This window comes from Paraburkholderia sp. GAS38, from assembly GCF_050434965.1.
GTDB lineage: Bacteria > Pseudomonadota > Gammaproteobacteria > Burkholderiales > Burkholderiaceae > Paraburkholderia > Paraburkholderia phenazinium_A.
This window is the reverse complement of record NZ_JBNDJO010000014.1, coordinates 36,676-52,723: the sequence shown is the minus strand read 5'-3', so window position 1 is coordinate 52,723 and position 16,048 is coordinate 36,676. Positions and strand designations below refer to the sequence as shown.

At 63.8% G+C, this 16,048-nt stretch carries 12 protein-coding genes and 1 pseudogene; 10 read left to right on the top strand and 3 right to left on the bottom strand.

The features are described from left to right. Positions 1-114: 114 nt before the first annotated feature. The 4 genes and pseudogenes from P3T42_RS27900 to P3T42_RS27885 all read left to right on the top strand — a co-directional run bounded on the left by P3T42_RS27900 (position 115) and on the right by P3T42_RS27885 (position 4,358). Positions 115-1,028 (top strand): annotated as a pseudogene (locus tag P3T42_RS27900) (LysR substrate-binding domain-containing protein). A 472-nt stretch (positions 1,029-1,500) separates the two neighbouring features. After that, positions 1,501-2,685, top strand: coding sequence for a hypothetical protein (locus P3T42_RS27895; protein WP_429307864.1), 1,185 nt, complete (start codon positions 1,501-1,503; stop codon positions 2,683-2,685). 228 nt (positions 2,686-2,913) lie between these two features. Continuing rightward, a complete protein-coding gene (locus P3T42_RS27890) occupies positions 2,914-3,255 on the top strand; it encodes a PadR family transcriptional regulator (protein WP_074295993.1) in 342 nt (113 codons plus the stop codon). Beyond that, positions 3,252-4,358, top strand: coding sequence for a DUF1700 domain-containing protein (locus P3T42_RS27885; RefSeq protein ID WP_429307863.1), 1,107 nt, complete (start codon positions 3,252-3,254; stop codon positions 4,356-4,358). The genes P3T42_RS27890 and P3T42_RS27885 overlap by 4 nt, the downstream gene beginning before the upstream one ends. Before the next feature lie 53 nt (positions 4,359-4,411). Here P3T42_RS27885 and P3T42_RS27880 read toward each other — a convergent pair whose 3' ends face one another. Further along, a complete protein-coding gene (locus tag P3T42_RS27880; protein WP_429307862.1) occupies positions 4,412-7,522 on the bottom strand; it encodes a bifunctional diguanylate cyclase/phosphodiesterase in 3,111 nt (1,036 codons plus the stop codon). After that, positions 7,519-8,313 (bottom strand): substrate-binding periplasmic protein, encoded by a 795-nt coding sequence (locus tag P3T42_RS27875; RefSeq protein WP_074295996.1) that lies wholly within the window; start codon positions 8,311-8,313, stop codon positions 7,519-7,521. Before P3T42_RS27875 ends, P3T42_RS27880 begins: the two co-directional genes overlap by 4 nt. A gap of 362 nt (positions 8,314-8,675) precedes the next feature. On the opposite strand from P3T42_RS27875, the gene P3T42_RS27870 reads away from it, so the two are divergent. Then, positions 8,676-9,596, top strand: a complete 921-nt coding sequence (locus P3T42_RS27870) for a LysR family transcriptional regulator (protein WP_429307861.1) — start codon at positions 8,676-8,678, stop codon at positions 9,594-9,596. Positions 9,597-9,682: 86 nt separating this feature from the next. Here P3T42_RS27870 and P3T42_RS27865 read toward each other — a convergent pair whose 3' ends face one another. Beyond that, positions 9,683-10,570, bottom strand: coding sequence for a LysR substrate-binding domain-containing protein (locus P3T42_RS27865; protein ID WP_429307860.1), 888 nt, complete (start codon positions 10,568-10,570; stop codon positions 9,683-9,685). A gap of 97 nt (positions 10,571-10,667) precedes the next feature. Between P3T42_RS27865 and P3T42_RS27860 the strand changes: the two genes are divergently transcribed. The 5 genes from P3T42_RS27860 to P3T42_RS27840 all read left to right on the top strand — a co-directional run bounded on the left by P3T42_RS27860 (position 10,668) and on the right by P3T42_RS27840 (position 16,011). Further along, positions 10,668-11,444, top strand: a complete 777-nt coding sequence (locus P3T42_RS27860) for an HpcH/HpaI aldolase family protein (protein ID WP_429307859.1) — start codon at positions 10,668-10,670, stop codon at positions 11,442-11,444. Between the two features lie 19 nt (positions 11,445-11,463). Further along, a complete protein-coding gene (locus tag P3T42_RS27855) occupies positions 11,464-12,342 on the top strand; it encodes an amidohydrolase family protein (RefSeq protein WP_429307858.1) in 879 nt (292 codons plus the stop codon). Between the two features lie 16 nt (positions 12,343-12,358). Further along, positions 12,359-13,510: a DUF5624 domain-containing protein gene (locus tag P3T42_RS27850; protein ID WP_429307857.1), complete on the top strand. Its 1,152-nt coding sequence runs from the start codon at positions 12,359-12,361 to the stop codon at positions 13,508-13,510. A gap of 91 nt (positions 13,511-13,601) precedes the next feature. Next, positions 13,602-14,918, top strand: a complete 1,317-nt coding sequence (locus tag P3T42_RS27845) for an MFS transporter (RefSeq protein ID WP_074296002.1) — start codon at positions 13,602-13,604, stop codon at positions 14,916-14,918. After that, entirely contained in the window at positions 14,905-16,011 is a 1,107-nt protein-coding gene (locus tag P3T42_RS27840) for a hypothetical protein (RefSeq protein ID WP_429307856.1), read from the top strand. The genes P3T42_RS27845 and P3T42_RS27840 overlap by 14 nt, the downstream gene beginning before the upstream one ends. Positions 16,012-16,048 lie beyond the last annotated feature (37 nt).

Below are 16,048 nucleotides of genomic sequence, written 5' to 3'. Positions count from 1 at the left end.
GGCTGGTGACGTTCACGCCCCAAGGCGGGATGAGCGAATCTTGCCGCCTTAATTGCTCGATGATTAGCGGGTAATTGCTTGAATTATTTTCAAGTATTGCTTTAATATCCCAGCATGGAAACCTTGGCCAACCTCGAGTCGTTCGTGCGTAGCGCCGAAACGGGCAGCTTCTCCGCGGCCGCGCGGCGTCTTGCGCTGACGCCCGCAGCGGTCAGCCGGAACGTTGCGCTGCTGGAACGCAATCTCGGCGTGCGGCTGTTCCAGCGCTCGACGCGCAAGCTCACGCTGACCGAGGCGGGGGCGCGTTTTCTGGTGGAAATTGGCGGCAATCTGGACGCGCTGCAGGCCGCGATCGCGTCCGTCTCAACCGATCGCTGCGAGCCGGCCGGCGTGCTGAAAGTCAGCATGCCGCCAACCTTCGGCATCACGTACGTCATGCAGCTGCTGCCGGCGTTCCTCGCGCGCTATCCGATGGTTCGTCCGGATTGGCACTTCGAGAACCGGCAGGTGGACCTGATCGCAGAGGGATACGATGCGGCGCTGGGTGGTGGATTCGATCTCGCCCCGGGCGTCGTGTCGCGCGCGTTGACGCCGGCGCATCTCGTGGCCGTGGCGTCCCCGGCCTACATGGCCGGCCGCGCGCCACCGGCCGATCCTGGAGCGCTTGCGCAACTCGACGGCATCGCGCCGGCCGCATAAGCCAGCGGACGATGCGCGACGCAACGGGCGAGGAGATGCCCGCGCGGCTCAACGAAACCATTATGGTCAACGACCCGGGAGCGATGCGTGAAGCGGCCATTCTCGGACTGGGCGTCGCGTTGCTGTCCGTGTCGGACGTGCTGTCGTCGATCGAACGCGGGGAACTGGTCCGATTGCTACCGCACTGGTACACAGACGCCGGGGCGATCTCGATCTACTACGCGACGCGCGCGTTGCTGCCGGCGAAGACACGCGTATTTGTGGACTTCGTTGTCGAAGCGTTCGAGCGGGAGCGGTTGGCCGAGAGGTTTGCAGGAAGTGTCGAATGAGTGGAAGGTCAACAGGTTGATGCGGTTCGACCCGCACCAACATGGCGACCGCAGCGCCGTGCGCATCAGACGTTGCCCGAACGCCGGTCTCACGGTTCGCGCAAGTCGGCCACTACAGCATCGAAGACGCGCCGCATGAAATTGCCAGGCTGATCGTGCCATTCCTAACCGCTCACTGACGCCGGATAGCGGACGTTGCGGGCGCTCATCCATTGCGCTCTTGGCGTCCTTGTAGCAACCAGCGGCGCGCGCCATCACCGCCGGAGGAGGCAAAAATTTCCGGACCGACAACGTCGGGACTGCTATGGTTGTTCGACATATAGTCTTTCGCCTGGGTTATACCCGGAAACGTTATCCTGGGCCCTTCAGGACGTGCTAAAAAGAGTCGATATCCCGGATGCGCGATTGAAAGTCCCGTCCGGCGATTGGAGAATCCCACGCGGACCGTCGCACGGAATCCCGAGGTGAAAGTATGGAAAAAAAAGTGCTCGTCGCGGTAGCCGCCGCGCTGGTGTCTTCTGTGGGTGCGCTGCATCCCGAGTCCGCCCTTGCCGCTGATGCGGCAACCTCGGCCTACGAAGACTCGAATATCGACGCCTCTCTCGATCCCGGCGAAGAACGCGTCTCCGCCAACACCGACAATCAGACGCACCTGAAAGACCTGCGCTACGCGTATTTCATCGGCTATAACGCGCGCGCCAGGGAAGATTCGAAATCCTATGCAACCTTGGGTGACGAGGTAAAGCATCCGCAGAAGCAGCTTGCCGCGCCGGCCGTGCCCGCGTCGCCGAAGCCGGTTGCCGAGCGGATCGCGCCGCCAAGGCGGGTCGTAGCGCAGGCCGCGCCGCTGAGGCAGGTAGCCGCGCCGGTCGCACCGGCGAAGCCGTTGCCCGCGCCGCTCGCGTCGCCGAAGCGGGTGGCTGCTGCGCGAGCCATGCCACCCAGGCAGGTCGTTGCACAGGCCGCGCCTGTGCCGCTGAAGCGCATTCCCGCGCAAATCGCGCCCGCGCCCGCGCCGCAAAAGCATGTTTACGCGCAGATCGAGTCTGTGCCGCCGCGACGGATCGCTGCGCCGGTCGCGTCATTGAAGCAGGTGTCAGTGCATGTCACGCCACCTAAGCGGGCTGAAGTGCAACCCGCAGCTCTGAAGCAGGCCTCGACGCGGGCTACGCCGTTGAAGCTGCCGGGCACCGAGTCCGAGCCGCCCATACTGATTCCGACGCAAGCCGTGACGGCATTGCCGGACGAAAAATCGGACCATGACGACGACACGCAGGTGACGCAGAGCCGCGATTCGCAGAACGCTCAGCGGGCGGTGCCGGCCTACAACCAGGCGTCAACAGAGTCCCAGGCGTCAGGAGGATACGCCGGACGGGAATACGCACCGCCGCCCCCACCGCCTCGAGCCGTTCAGGCTAACCAGTACGCGCCTGCGCAGTATCCGCCCCCTCAGTACCAGGCGGCTTACGCGCAGTCCGCCTACGTACCTCGGCCGCCCGCTCAAGCGGCGGCACAGCAGGTCGTCATCGTGAACCGCCCGCCTGCCTACCCGGCCTATAACCAGAACCAGATGTACACGCCGCCTGAACTGCGGCGGCCGTACCCCGCCGGTTACGGCAATTCGGCGCAACCGGCCGGGTATCAGGGATGGGAATAGGCGCCCTCACTCGCATGCGCCGCCGGGCGCACTGACTCACGTATACAACGGGCCGCTACAAGCGGCCCGTTTCCATGATGGAAGCAGCATGCGTGCATTAAACAGTACCTTGCATAAAACGGTACAGGCTGCTAAAGTGCCGCCATGACATTCGGTAGGGCCTTATTGCGGCTAGATACCATGCATAACACAGTACCTGGCAACGTGTCGAATATGTTCTGAAATGCGATGAAAACCCAACTCAAGAAAGGCACACTCGACATGTGCGTCCTGGCTGTGCTGGCCCGCGGGGACAGCTATGCCTACGAGCTGGTGTCGACGCTGGCCGAAACCATGGAAATCAGCGAAGGCACCATTTACCCACTGATGCGGCGGCTGCAGGCCGAAGCGTGGGTGTCGACCTACCTTGTGGAGTCGACCTCAGGGCCGCCGCGCAAGTACTACTCGCTCACGGGCACCGGTCGTCGCAGTCTGCTGGAAATGGAAGACGAATGGCGTAGTTTCGTTGACGAAGTCAACGGCGTGCTGGCACAACAAGGCAAACAACAGGACACAGGGGAAAACCGATGAAGCAGGACGGATTCATTGAAGCGTTGCGGCGGGAACTCAGCAGTCTGCCCAAGGCCGCGATCGACGAGATCGTTGCGGATTACCGCGAATATATCGGCGATGCGCTGGCTGCCGGCCGTCACGAGGAAGAAGTGATCGCCGCGCTCGGCGACCCCGCCAAGCTCGCGCGCGAACTCACGGCTCAGGCCAACTACCGGCAGTGGGAAGCGCAGCGCTCGGTCGGCAACCTGATGCGCGTGATCGCGTCGGTCGCCCGGCTCGGGTTGCTGCAACTGCTGTTGCTTGGACCGTTCCTGCTGTATCTGCTGATGCTGACGGTGGGATATGTCGTCTCCGGCGCGCTGGCCGTGGCGGGGTTGGTCGCGATGCTCGTGCTCGGTAGTCATCATTTCTTCGGTACCGATTTCAACCTGAATCTCGGCAAAGAGACGCAAACCAAATCCACCGATCAGGTCGGCGATTTACACACCGACTTCGCCGGACTGCAGGTACTCGACAAGCGCTTCGTCTTGCGTCTGAACAACGGTGCCCGGGTCGATCTCGTCACCACGGCCGGGCCGATCGAACTTAAGCGCGACGCGCAAGGCCAACTCGAGACGGAGATACCCGATGACGCCGCGCGCAAATTGCTGACGCAAAACGCCGACGGTAGCTTCAGCATCGACCGCGACGCGGTGAACGCACTCGATTTCCGCGACACGGTGGACGGCCGGCTCTCGCTGGCGCGCAGCGGCGAGGATAAGCAGGCGCTGAGCTGGAACATCGTCGACACGGACGGCAGTCATGCGAGCTTCGACCAGGACGCAAACGGCGATACGCACCACCTGAGCGTGAACGACAACAGCGACGGCAGCCAGGTATCGATCGGCGACGGCGGGATCGCGGTCGACGACAGCCAGGATCATATCCACATCTCCGGGCTCGGCGGCAAAACGCTCGAATCCATCGCGCTACGCTACGCCGTTATCGCGTTGCCGATCGGCTTGCTCGGCCTGCTGCTCTGCATCTGGCTCACGCGCATCACCTGGCGTGCGCTGACGCGTTTCACGCAGCGCCAGATCGACGCGCTGTCGACAAGTTTCGGCCACACGCCGGCACGGTAACGTTTTAACGCCATGGAAACGCTGGTCGCGAAGACCCGCGTTTCCCCTTCCCCCTACTCGGCCACGCACTGCCCCGTCTCGAGCCGGCTCAAAAACGCTTCAAACCCCTCGACAGGAAGCGGACGGCAGAAATAGTAGCCCTGATACGCGTGACATCCCGCAGCCGCGAGGAAATCCCGCTGAGCCTCGGTCTCCACGCCCTCGGCAATCACGCCCAGCCCCAGGCTCTGCGCAAGCGCCACAATAGCTCTGGCAATCACCGCGTCATTCGGATCGACCAGGACATCGCGCACGAACGACCGGTCGATTTTCAACTGATCCAGCGGCAGACGCTTCAGATAGGATAGCGAAGAATATCCAATTCCGAAGTCGTCCAGCGAGAACACCACGCCACGCGCCTTAAGCGCCCCCATCTTGCGGATGATGTCCTCCGCGTTGTCCACCAGCACGCTTTCGGTCAACTCCAGCTTCAACCGGTCGGGTCTCGCGCGGGTTCGAGCAATGATGCTCAACACCTTGTCCACGAAATCCGGTTCGCGGAACTGCTGGACGCTAACATTGACCGCGATCGTGAGGTGCGCCGTCTCGGACCGCGTGGCCCATTGCGCCAGTTGCGCGCAGGCCGCCTCCATGACCCAGCTTCCCAGTGCAAGGATCAGTCCGGTTTCTTCGGCTAGCGGGATGAAATCGGCAGGCGGCACGATCCCGCGCGTGGGATGCTGCCAGCGCACCAGGGCTTCGGCGCCCGTAATGCAGGTGCCGTCGACCTGCGCCTGGTAGTGAAGCAGGAACTGGTTTTCCTCGATGGCATCGCGCAGGCCCGCCTCCAGCGCAGCGCGTTCCACCACCACGGTCTGCATGTCGGGGTCGAAGAAACACACGGCGTTGCGGCCTTTCTCCTTGGACTTGTACATCGCGAGATCGGCCTGCTTGAGGAGTTCGTCAATCGACGCCTGATGTCCCCTGAACACAGACGCACCGACGCTCGCCGTACTGCGGTATTCAATCTCGCCAAGTTGATATGGACTCCCCAGCACCGCGAGAATTTTCTCGCCGAGCGCTTCGGTCTGGCTGGCCGCCTCTTCCCAGTTTTCGTGCAGGCTCCCCAGCACCACCACGAACTCGTCGCCGCCCACGCGAGCCACGGTATCGCTCTCGAGCACGCTGGCAGCCAGACGTTGCGCCACTTGCTGCAGCAGCAGGTCGCCTTTGTCGTGGCCCAAGGTATCGTTCAAGGTTTTGAAGTGATCCAGGTCGATGAACAGCAAGGCGCCGCACGTTTCGCTGCGGGCACTGGCCGTGATCGCCTGCTTCAGGCGGTCCAGCAGCAAAGTGCGGTTGGGCAGGTGAGTCAGCGCATCGAAGAAGGCCAGTTCCTTGATTCTCTCCTCGGCGATCTTGCGCTCGGTGATGTCGTGATGCGTGCCCACAAAATGACTGACGACCCCATCCTCGCCCATCACCGCGGAGATCGCGAGCCACTTGGGGTAGACGTCGCCATTCTTGCGGCGGTCCCAGATCTCGCCCTGCCAGCCGCCGTCGCGCTGGATCGTTTCCCACATCTCACGGAAGAAGGCGGCGTCGTGGCGGCCGGACTGAAGCACGCGCGGCGTCAGACCCACGATCTCCTCGGGCGCGTAGCCCGTGCATTCGGTGAACGCCGAGTTGACGCGCAGGATCTTGGCGCTGGCGTCGGTGATCATCATCGGTTCCTGCGAGTCGAATGCGACGGCGGCAATCCGCAGCTCGGCCTCGACCTGCTTGCGCTCGGTGATGTCGCGCCCGCTCGTGCGAAAGCCGATGAAATCGCCCTTGGCATCGCTGATCGGCACCCACGAAACGGACAGCCAGATCAGCGATCCATCCTTGCGAATGCAACGAAATTCGAGGTCGTCGCCGCGAAAACCCTGCTGCCCTTTCCGAAACTCCGGCGCCACGCGCGGCAGATCTTCCGGATGGATCAGCGCGCCCGCGAAATCGGGCATGGCCATGCACTCCTCGACCGTATAGCCGATGTACTCCTCCACCGATGGGTTGATCCAGCGCGGCTTGCCGTCTTGCCCCCACCAGACCTCCCAGTTAACCGTGCAGTCGGCAATCGCGCGAAATTTCTCCTCGTTCTCGCGCAATTCTTTGGTCATCGCCGAGGCGAGCCGCATCGCGCGACCGCGGCCGGTCATGATGAGCCAGGTGAGGAACGCCAGCAGCAGGCTAAGGCCCGTGCCGATGCTGGCGATCAACCACGCCGCGTTACGACCGAAGCGCGCCTTGAAGTCGTCCTGGGCACTCATCGACAGGGTCCAGTCATGACCGTCGACGACCAGATATTCGTTGGCCGAAATATCCACGGGCACATGCCGCCCGGCCGCTTCAGGTGTCCGGTGCAGCAGCGCGGCGGGCGACGGTTCGACGCCATCGTAGATCGCGATGGACAGACCAGGCGGCTGCTCGCCATACAGACTGGCGATCACATCGTGCATGCGAAACGAGGCGTAGACCCAACCGACCAGGTGCGCGCGGCGCTGGGCGACGCTGTCCTGCGGTTGCCCTCGTGCGTAGATCGGCAGGTACATGATGAAACCGGGGTGAGCGCTGGCGTCGGGATCCACCGCCAGGCGGACCTTCCCGGAAATGGCGGCCATGCCGGAGTCACGCGCCTGCTCCATGGCGCTTCGCCGCACCGGGTCGGTCCAGGCATCGAAGCCGGGCGCCGCGCGATTCAGACCAATGCGCGGCTCGCGCTGGATGACCGGCGCGTAGTCTTCGCGCGAACCCTCAGGCTGAATCGCATAGCCGGACAGCCCTTGGCGCCGCATGGCGGCGACATGCTCGTCCTTTTGCGCGGCCGGCACCCACTCGACGAGGCCAATGGTCTGAATGCCCGAGAAGGCGGCGTCGAGATCGAGCGTGCCGACGTAGTCGCGAAAGTGCTCGCGGTCCACCTCGCCGGTGGCGGCGAACATGCTCTGCACGCCGCGTAGCAGGAGCTCATAGGTGCCCATCCGCTGCTCGATCCTGCTGACCGCGTCGCCCAGCGAGTAGTCGAACTGGGTGAGCAGTTCATGGCGGGCCGCTTGCCGCTCATGGTCCCACAGTATCCACGTAACACTCAGTGAAGCGGACAGGACCAGCAGCGGAAGGAGAACCAGGCGCGCCCAGCTCACGGTGGCGTCGGGAAATTGACCATCGACTCGGCGAGGTCGGGTTTGAAATACTTCTCGAAGATCCGCCGTACGGTACCGTCGGCACGCATTTCGTTGACCAGGGCGCGCCACTTGTCGCGCTCCGCGGGCGACAGCGCCTTCTTCGACATGATGAGGCCGTGCGGAACGGCGGGGTCGTTGAACTCCACGATCGCGGTCACGTCGCGGATTTGCTTTTCGTCGATGGCGGGGTAATCGAAGGGCTCGATGATCATCCCCTGGATGTGCCGGAGCAGCAGCGCCTGATACAGCGGATCCAGACCGCTCGCCTGGGTGACGCGGTTTTCGGCCGCCAGGTCGTCGACCAGCCGGTTGGCCGACTCGCTATAGCGGAAGCTGCGGATCACGCCGAGCTGGAACTGGTCGTTGTGCTCGAAATCGGCCAAGCGCTGAATGCCCGCATCCTTGCGTACCAGCAGATAATATTTATTGCTGAAGTACCACGCAAAATCGGCGTACTGATTGCGCTCGTCGTTAGCGATGCCGGAGAGGCTGAAGTCGAGTGCGCCGGATTCGATCAGCTTCCAGATCCGCGCGCGCGACATGAGGCTAACCCGGATCTGGCAACCGCTGCGGCGGATCAACTCGTCGGCGAAGTCTTTGTCGATGCCCGAATCGGTGTCGACCGAATACAGCAGACCGTGATCGTGCAACGCCAGCGTAAATGAACGCGAACAGGTGGGACCGGCCGCCATAGCGCTGCCCAGACAGCTTAACGTCAGTAGCAGACCCCCGAGGCTACGTCGAATCACAGCGTCTCCATCGTGCGAAGGTGACTAGGATACAGCCTTTAATATTGTCAAAAGTGTCGCTGACTACGCATTTCCCTGCCCTGCCCCTCTCACGGGTGCGAATAGGATACCGAGTTTCCGGCTTTTTTTTGGGCGGGTTTTTCGACGTTTTTTTCAGCTTGTCAGCTTACACCTGTGATCGAAGCCGTCGCAACCTTCAATCGGCAAGTACTCCATACGCACTATCGGCAGCGCGGCGCCGTTCTTAAGGGCGTTTGAATTTTTCCGTGCTGCAAGTCCTGGCCGATCCAGAGAGGGATGTCGCTTCCATGTACGCTTCGGCTTGTCGGTTGGCAGACTAACCCATCGTTAAAGGAAGAGTAATGGTCGAGCTGGATGATATGCGCCTGTTCCGCGCCCTGGGGGTGTCGCCCTCGCTCGCGGCAGCCGCCCGGCGCCTGAATCTCACCCCGCCCGCGGTGACGATCCGGCTGCAAAGACTGGAGGAACGCCTGGGCGTCCGCCTGGCCATCCGGGAAGCGCGCGGCTTTTCGCTCACCGATGAAGGCCGCCGCTTCCTCGACGAGGCGAAGGAACTGCTCGAACGGATAGAGGCCATCCCGGCGAGCGTATCGGGCAAAACAGACCATGTGAGCGGCAATCTGCGGGTCGTCGCGCCACTGGGCTTCGGTCGCGCGTATGTGTCGTCGATCGTCGGCGATCTGCGCCAGTCCCATCCCAGGCTCGCCATCTCATTGCATTTATCCGAGAGCCCGCTCACCGCCGCCGCGGGAGCCGATGTTGTCGTCAGCATTGGCAATCTCAGGGCGTCGTCATGGATCGGGCACTTCCTCGCGCCCAACGACCGTTTGCTATGCGCCAGTCCCGCGTTCGCGCACCGCCTCCGGCAGGTCAAGCATCCCTCCGAGCTTGCCCAGTTCGAATGCCTGTGCCTGCGGGAAAACGACGAAGACCTGCCACGCTGGCGGTTTACGCCGCGCGACGGCGGTGCAAAGCACGCACAAAAACCGGTCACCGTACGAATCTCCGGCGCGCTTTCCACCAACGACGGTACCGTCATCAGGGACTGGGCGATCGACGGGCTCGGCATCGCCGAGCGCTCCGAGTGGGATGTGTCCCATTTGATCGCGGAAGGTAAACTCGTCCGGGTCTTGCCCACGTGGAGCCTGGCGCCTGCACCGGTCATGGCCTTGCTGCCGACGCGCCAGGGGGTGTCGGTCCGGCAGCGGGTGTTCCTCGAGGCGGCCAAACGCGCACTGAATCCCGCTCCCTGGCGCGCCTGACGCGAGCGAAGCAAGCGCGCCCATGCGTGTGGCCATCAGCGCTTCACGATGGCCCGGCGAATACCTATCGTCATCCTAATGAAATACTAACGAAGCCCCAGGGCCAGCTCCACAAACTGCATGGCCCGGGCGTTGGCGTCACGATAGCGATGCTCGATGTACAGCGTGGTAATGGTGTCGGTCTCGTCCAGATGCCGGAACACGACGCCCGGCACCGCAATGGTCTGCAGCGTTGAGGGCACGAGGGCAATGCCGAGCCCCGTGGCGGTCAACCCAATCAGCGTGGAAGCCTGCTGCGCCTCCTGCACGACCTGCGGTTCGAAGCCGCGCTTCGCACACAACGCAACCGTCTGTTCGTACACGGCCACCCCTGCCTGGCGCGGATACGCAATGAACGGCTCGTCGCGCAGATCCGCCAGCTTGATGGAGGCCACCTCGGCGAGCCGATGCCCCGCGTGCATCGCCAGCAGCAGAGGTTCTTCCAGCAACGGCGTGAACACGACATCGGTGGGGAGCGCGCTTTCCGGCAGCCGCAGCAAGCCGACGTCGATCTCCCGCTGCTCGATGGCCTCGATCTGCAGGGACGACGACAACTCCAGCAGCGCGATGTTGACCTTCGGCCGTTGCGTCCGGTACGCATGAATCAGCCGCGGGAAAAACGGCGACAGCGTCGACGCATTGGTAAACCCGACACGCAGCCGCCCAACCTCGCCGCTGACGGTATCCCACACGCTCTCCTTCGCATGTTCGACGCGCGCCAGAATCGCCCGCGCGTCGTCGAGCAGCGCGAACCCGGCCTCGGTCAGCGCCACGCTGCGGCGCGTGCGGTGAAAGAGCCGTGCGCCGAGATCCGCCTCCAGCGCCTGGATCGCGAGGCTCAGCGGGGCCTGGGTGATGCCCAGCCGCTCGGCGCTGCGCCGGAAGTGCAATTCCTGGGCAAGGACGACGAAATACTCAAGATGCCGGATGTTCACTGATTCACTCTGCAAATCAATAAGTTGATTTCAGAGAATAGATCAAAACTGTTCCAGCGACGATACTGTATTCCACCAACACAACGATGGAGACAGCATGAACGGTGCGGAACTGGTCGAACGCCTGCGCGAGCGGCACAAGATCATTGCGCTGGGCATCCGGGCCTCGCGCACGACGGACGTCGTGCGCTGGGCCAAGGCGGCCGGCTACGACACGATCTGGATCGACATGGAGCACAGTTCGCTGCCCGTCGATACCGTCGCCCAGCTCGCCTCGTGCGCCGTCGACCTCGGCCTGATGCCGTGGGTGCGCGTGCCCGAGCGCGATTACGGCACGATCAACCGGGTACTCGACGGCGGCGCGCTCGGCATCATCGTGCCGCGTGTCGAAACGGCCCAGCAGGCGCGCGATGCGGTGATCGCCACGCGCTTTCCGCCGCTTGGACAGCGTTCGCAACTCGCGACGCTACCGTATGTGAACTTTGAAAAGCTCGCACCGCGCGAGATGAACCGGCGCCTCAACGAGGCGACCGTGCTCAAGGTGCTGATCGAAAGCCGCGCCGGCGTCGAGGCAGCCGACGCGATTGCCGCGGTCGAAGGCGTGGACGTGCTGGCGCTCGGTTGCAACGATTTGTCAGCCGATCTGGGGCACACCGGCGAATCGGCCCATCCCGAGGTGGTCGCCGCCTGCCGCCAGGTGATCGCGGCGGCGCAGCGGCACGGCAAGGTCGCGATCGTCGGCGGCATGCCCGAGTGCGAGGCGCTGAACGAGCTGCGCCGCGAAGGCGCGGCCCCGTTCATCTTCGGCGGCATCGACAGCGATGTTTTCCTTGCGGCGCTGCGCGAACGCGCGGACCAGGCCCGCGCTCTTTAAACTCCCCTACTTTCAGACCATGGCAGAGACTCCCCTGATCTCCACCCCGATGCGCGACTTTGAAACGCTGTCGCGCCCGTCGTTCACGATGCCGCCGCTCGCCTGCGATGCGCACATGCACGTATTCGGTCCGCTGGACAAATATCGACACGTCGAACATCCGCACTACACGCTGCCCGACGGCAAGCTCGCGTACTACCTGCAGTTGATGGGCCGCTTGCAGCTCAAGCGCTTCGTGATCGTGCAGCCGAGTTTCTACGGCACCGACAACCGCTGCATGATCGATGCACTGCATGTGGCCGGATCGATCGCACGCGGCGTGGTGATGATCGACGAAGGCACGGATGCCGCGACGCTCGACAGTTACCACGCGTCCGGCGTTCGCGCGGTGCGGCTGGACCTGTTTGCGCGCTCCGGCTTGCCGACCGCGGAGATCCAGCAATACATCACGCGCATGGCGCGCCTTTGCGCGAGTCTGGGCTGGCATGTGCAGTTCTATGCGCCGGGCTGGGTGGTGCGCAACCTGATCCCGTTTCTCGCGGACGTGCAGACCGACTTCGTGATCGACCACATGGGTTATATGCTCGAAGAAGATGGCCTGACGCCCGCCGATTTCGAACGCCTGCTGAGTTTGCTGAAAGACGGCCAGTGCTGGCTGAAGCTGAGCGCGCCGTACCGGATCGCCAAACATCGTGGCTATGAAGCTGTGGCGCCGATGGCCGAAGCCATCGTTCAAGCGGCGCCGCACAAGGTAATCTGGGGCTCCGACTGGCCGCACATTCCGGATTCGACGCGCGACACCGGCGAGTTGCTGAACCTGCTCGGCGCATGGACCGACGATCCGGCGGTGCGGAAGATGATTCTCTCCGACAATCCCGCACGCCTGTTCGATTACTGAGGCAGTCAAACCTATCATGCCCTACCAACCCAACGCAGCGTTTGCCGGTCTCTTTCGCGCGTTCACATCGGACCCGCAGAGCATCGGCGCGCACCTGACCGGGCAGATGACGCGGCAGGACGCCGACGCGCCGCTGCTCGTGTCGACCGGCAGCGATATCGTGCTGTTTCCCGGCGCAGGCCGTGCGCCGGCTATTGAGAGCTTTCGCAAATCGACGCGCGGCTTCATCGAACTGACGGCGGTGTCGCATCTGCCGCTGGCCGTCGCCTACCTGGCGCGCATGCGCGAACTGTCGCCAGAGGACGATAGCTGGCAAAGCGATGCGGCGCGCCTGCGGGGTCACGCGCAGGAAACCCGCGCGGCGAATTCGCTCGCGTTGTGGCGCGATCATGTCGCTGTCGCCAGCTTCGCGGGCCACGAGCAGAAGATCGCCGATCTGGTCGACTACACCTGCGGCGTCACGATCGACCTGCTCGAGCGGATCGGGAAGGATCACTCGCTGCTGAACTTCGCACGCCTGAACGACGAGTACTTCGCCGCGCCGCCCACGGACGCCTTTCCTGTGTCGATGAACGATGTGATGTTCGCCACCTTCGGGCTCGCCTTTCTCGACATCGTCTATCGCATCGGCAACTGGTTGCGCGCGCAAGCACTCGACTGGAGTCGCCTGATGGTGCTGGTCAGCGGACGATCGGGCCGGCCGACGGCCGGCGCCACGTGGGCGACCAACAACATGTGCTATCTGGTGTGGTGCGCGTCGAACCGCACGCTTCTGCCGGAGCGCGTGTTCGTCGCGCCGCATGCGCCGTCGTTCTCGGTCGCCGAACTGCCCGACGCGGCGGGACTCGCGGAACTCGAACGCAGCTACAGGGCGTTGTGGCTGAACACGCGCGCGAGTATCGACGTCGCACGCGCTCTCTTTCCCGAGCAGCGTCCGTACCGCTTCGATCCCGCGCCCGCCGACGGCATGCCGCCGATCAGATCGGTCGACGATCGCGAAGCCACCACGGCGCGGCTGCGACGCATCATGGAAGACCCGAGCCAACTCCTGTCGAATTGCGTCGCCGATTACATCGTCGATCAGTTGCACAGCAACGGCAACCAGCCGCAACAGGTGGAGATACCGGGCTTTACGAACGTGAGGTATCCGCACGCGGAACGGTCCTAGAGACGATCAAAGGCGAAAGCCGACACGACCCGCGCGGCAGGGCATCCGCGCGGACCATAAGAAAACGCCCTTGATGAAGGAGACAAGCTTCATGAACCTACTTGCACGAGAGCCTGCTGCAGGTCCACCGGTCAGCAACGTGCTGAGCATTACGCTGGTGTGCTTTGCGGTCTCGATGATCGACGGCTTCGACACGCTGATGCTGTCGTTCGTCGCGCCGTTGCTCGCGAAGTCGCTGCAGATCGATCACGCTACCCTGGGCCGCGTCTTCGGTGCGGGATTTATCGGCACGGTGCTGGGGTCGCTGATCGTCGGGCCGCTGGCCGACCGCTTCGGGCGGCGGCCAATGCTCCTGCTGGCGCTCGGTGTGACCGGCGTGTTCACACTCGGCTGTGCATTTGCCACATCGGCGACGATGCTGGCCGCGCTGCGCTTTATCGGCGGTCTCGGGATGGGCGGCGCCATTCCGCCGGTTGCCGCCATCACCGCGGAAAGCAGTTCGCCGCAACGGCGCTCATCCCTGGTCATCCTGATGTTCATCGGCTTTCCGCTTGGCGCGGTGGTCGGCGGCGCGATTACCGCGGCCTTGATGGTGCGCTTCGGCTGGCCATTCGTCTTCCTGATGGGCGGCGCCTTCGCCCTGCTCGTGCTGATCCCCGTGCTGCTCGTGATCCCGACGCACGCGCTCAGCCGCGACGAACGGGCCGCCGCGCGGCAGCAAGCGGCGGCACGCGGTCTGCATGTAGTGAGCGGCGTGTTCGCCGGCGGCCGGCTCCCGGCAACCCTGGCGCTGTGGTTCGGCGTGTTGTCGAGCATGATCCTCTCGGGCTTTCTCGTCAGCTTCATGCCTACCATGCTCAACATGAACGGCGTCGAACCGGGTCGCGCGGCGCTCGGCTCTGTCGTGCTCAACTTCGGCGCGATCGGCGGCGCGCTGGTGCTGTCGGCGATGGTCGGCAAACGCGGCCCCTTCGTGCCAGTGTCGCTGTCGTTCATTGGCGGCGCGCTGTTGACGGCGGCGCTCGGCCACCTCATCGGCGCGGGGAACCTCGCGCTGGCGATGCTGTTCGCGGTGGGCGCGTTTCTGGTCGGCGGGCAGTTGACGTTTCCGGCTATCGCCAGCCATCTCTTTCCCGCCGACGTGCGAGCGGCCGGCATCGGCTGGGCGCTCGCCATCGGCCGGCTCGGTTCGATCATCGGGCCGGTGGTCGGCGGCATCCTGCTGTCGCAGCATCTGGCATTCGACACGCTGTTCATGCTCGCGGCGCTGCTGGCGGTGGCCGCTGCGCTCGGCATCGCGCTCGCCAATCTGCTGCGTCCACGCGAAGAGAATGGGCCGCTCCCGCCGGCCCGGTCTTTTGCAATCCCAGGTTCTGAGTTAGGAGAAGCCGGTAATGGCAAACATTGAATCGGGCGGCGGCCTGCTGACGCCGCTGCAGCAATTGCCCACAAGCGGTGCGCGGGCGGCGGAAGTCTTTACGACCGACGAGGGTCTCTTTCTCGGCGTGCCGCAACTGGCCCGCGACGTAGCGGGCGAGCCGCCCTATATGAACGGTGGCGACAGCGACATTGAAGCGCCCATCTACCGCTGGCTGGACGGCCGCTTCGTCGAGCATGAAGCGCTGCCCTTACCCGGCGGCGAAGATCTGGAATACTTTGAAATCGACGGCCGGCGTTTTCTCGCGGCCGCCGGCATTCGAACCGGCAAAGGACCGTACGACCTCGACACCCACGCGGTTGTCTACGAACGCATCGCCCACGCATGGGTGCCGCTACAAGACTTCCCGGCATTCGCAGCGAAGCAGTGGGTCGCCTTCTCGTTCGACTCGCGACACTTTCTCGCGCTGGCGCAAGGCGTGGTGGTGGATGGCATGGTTCCCCGCCATCCACGCGACTCGCGCCTGTTCGAATGGAACGGCGAACGCTTCGAACCGTTTCAGACCCTCGACGGACAATGGGGCTACAACTTCGCGTTTGTCAGTTTCGAAGGCGAGCGCTATCTCGCGTATGCGGATCATGTGAGCGGTTCGTCGGTGCTGCGCTGGAACGGCGAGACCTTCGCGCCGCTGCAAAGCTTCGACGAAAACGGTGGACGTGCCTTCCGCTTTTTCGAAGCGAATGGCGCGCTATGGATGCTGCACGCCAATCTGCTCAAGCACACCACGCTTTATCGATTCGACGGCGCCCAGTTCGTCGCCACACAAACCCTGGGCGGCGCGGGTGGACGCGAGCTCTGTCTGATCGACGGCAAGCAGGGACGCTATCTGGTGCGCGTGTGCTTTATCACCGGCACGCCTAAAGCACCGGTTGTCGAGACGCGGTCGGAGATTTTCAGGTGGCGGGACGATCGCTTCGAGCGCGTCGGCCAGTTCGCCACCTCGGGCGCCACCGACGCCGCCACCTTCACCGTCGACGCGCAGCGCTACCTGGTCGTCAGCAATGCCCTGAGCGCCGGTGTGCGCTTCCGTACTGACTCGACGCTTTATCGCTTCGACGGCTAGCGGCCAAACACGGCCCGTACGACGGCCACGCAGCTAT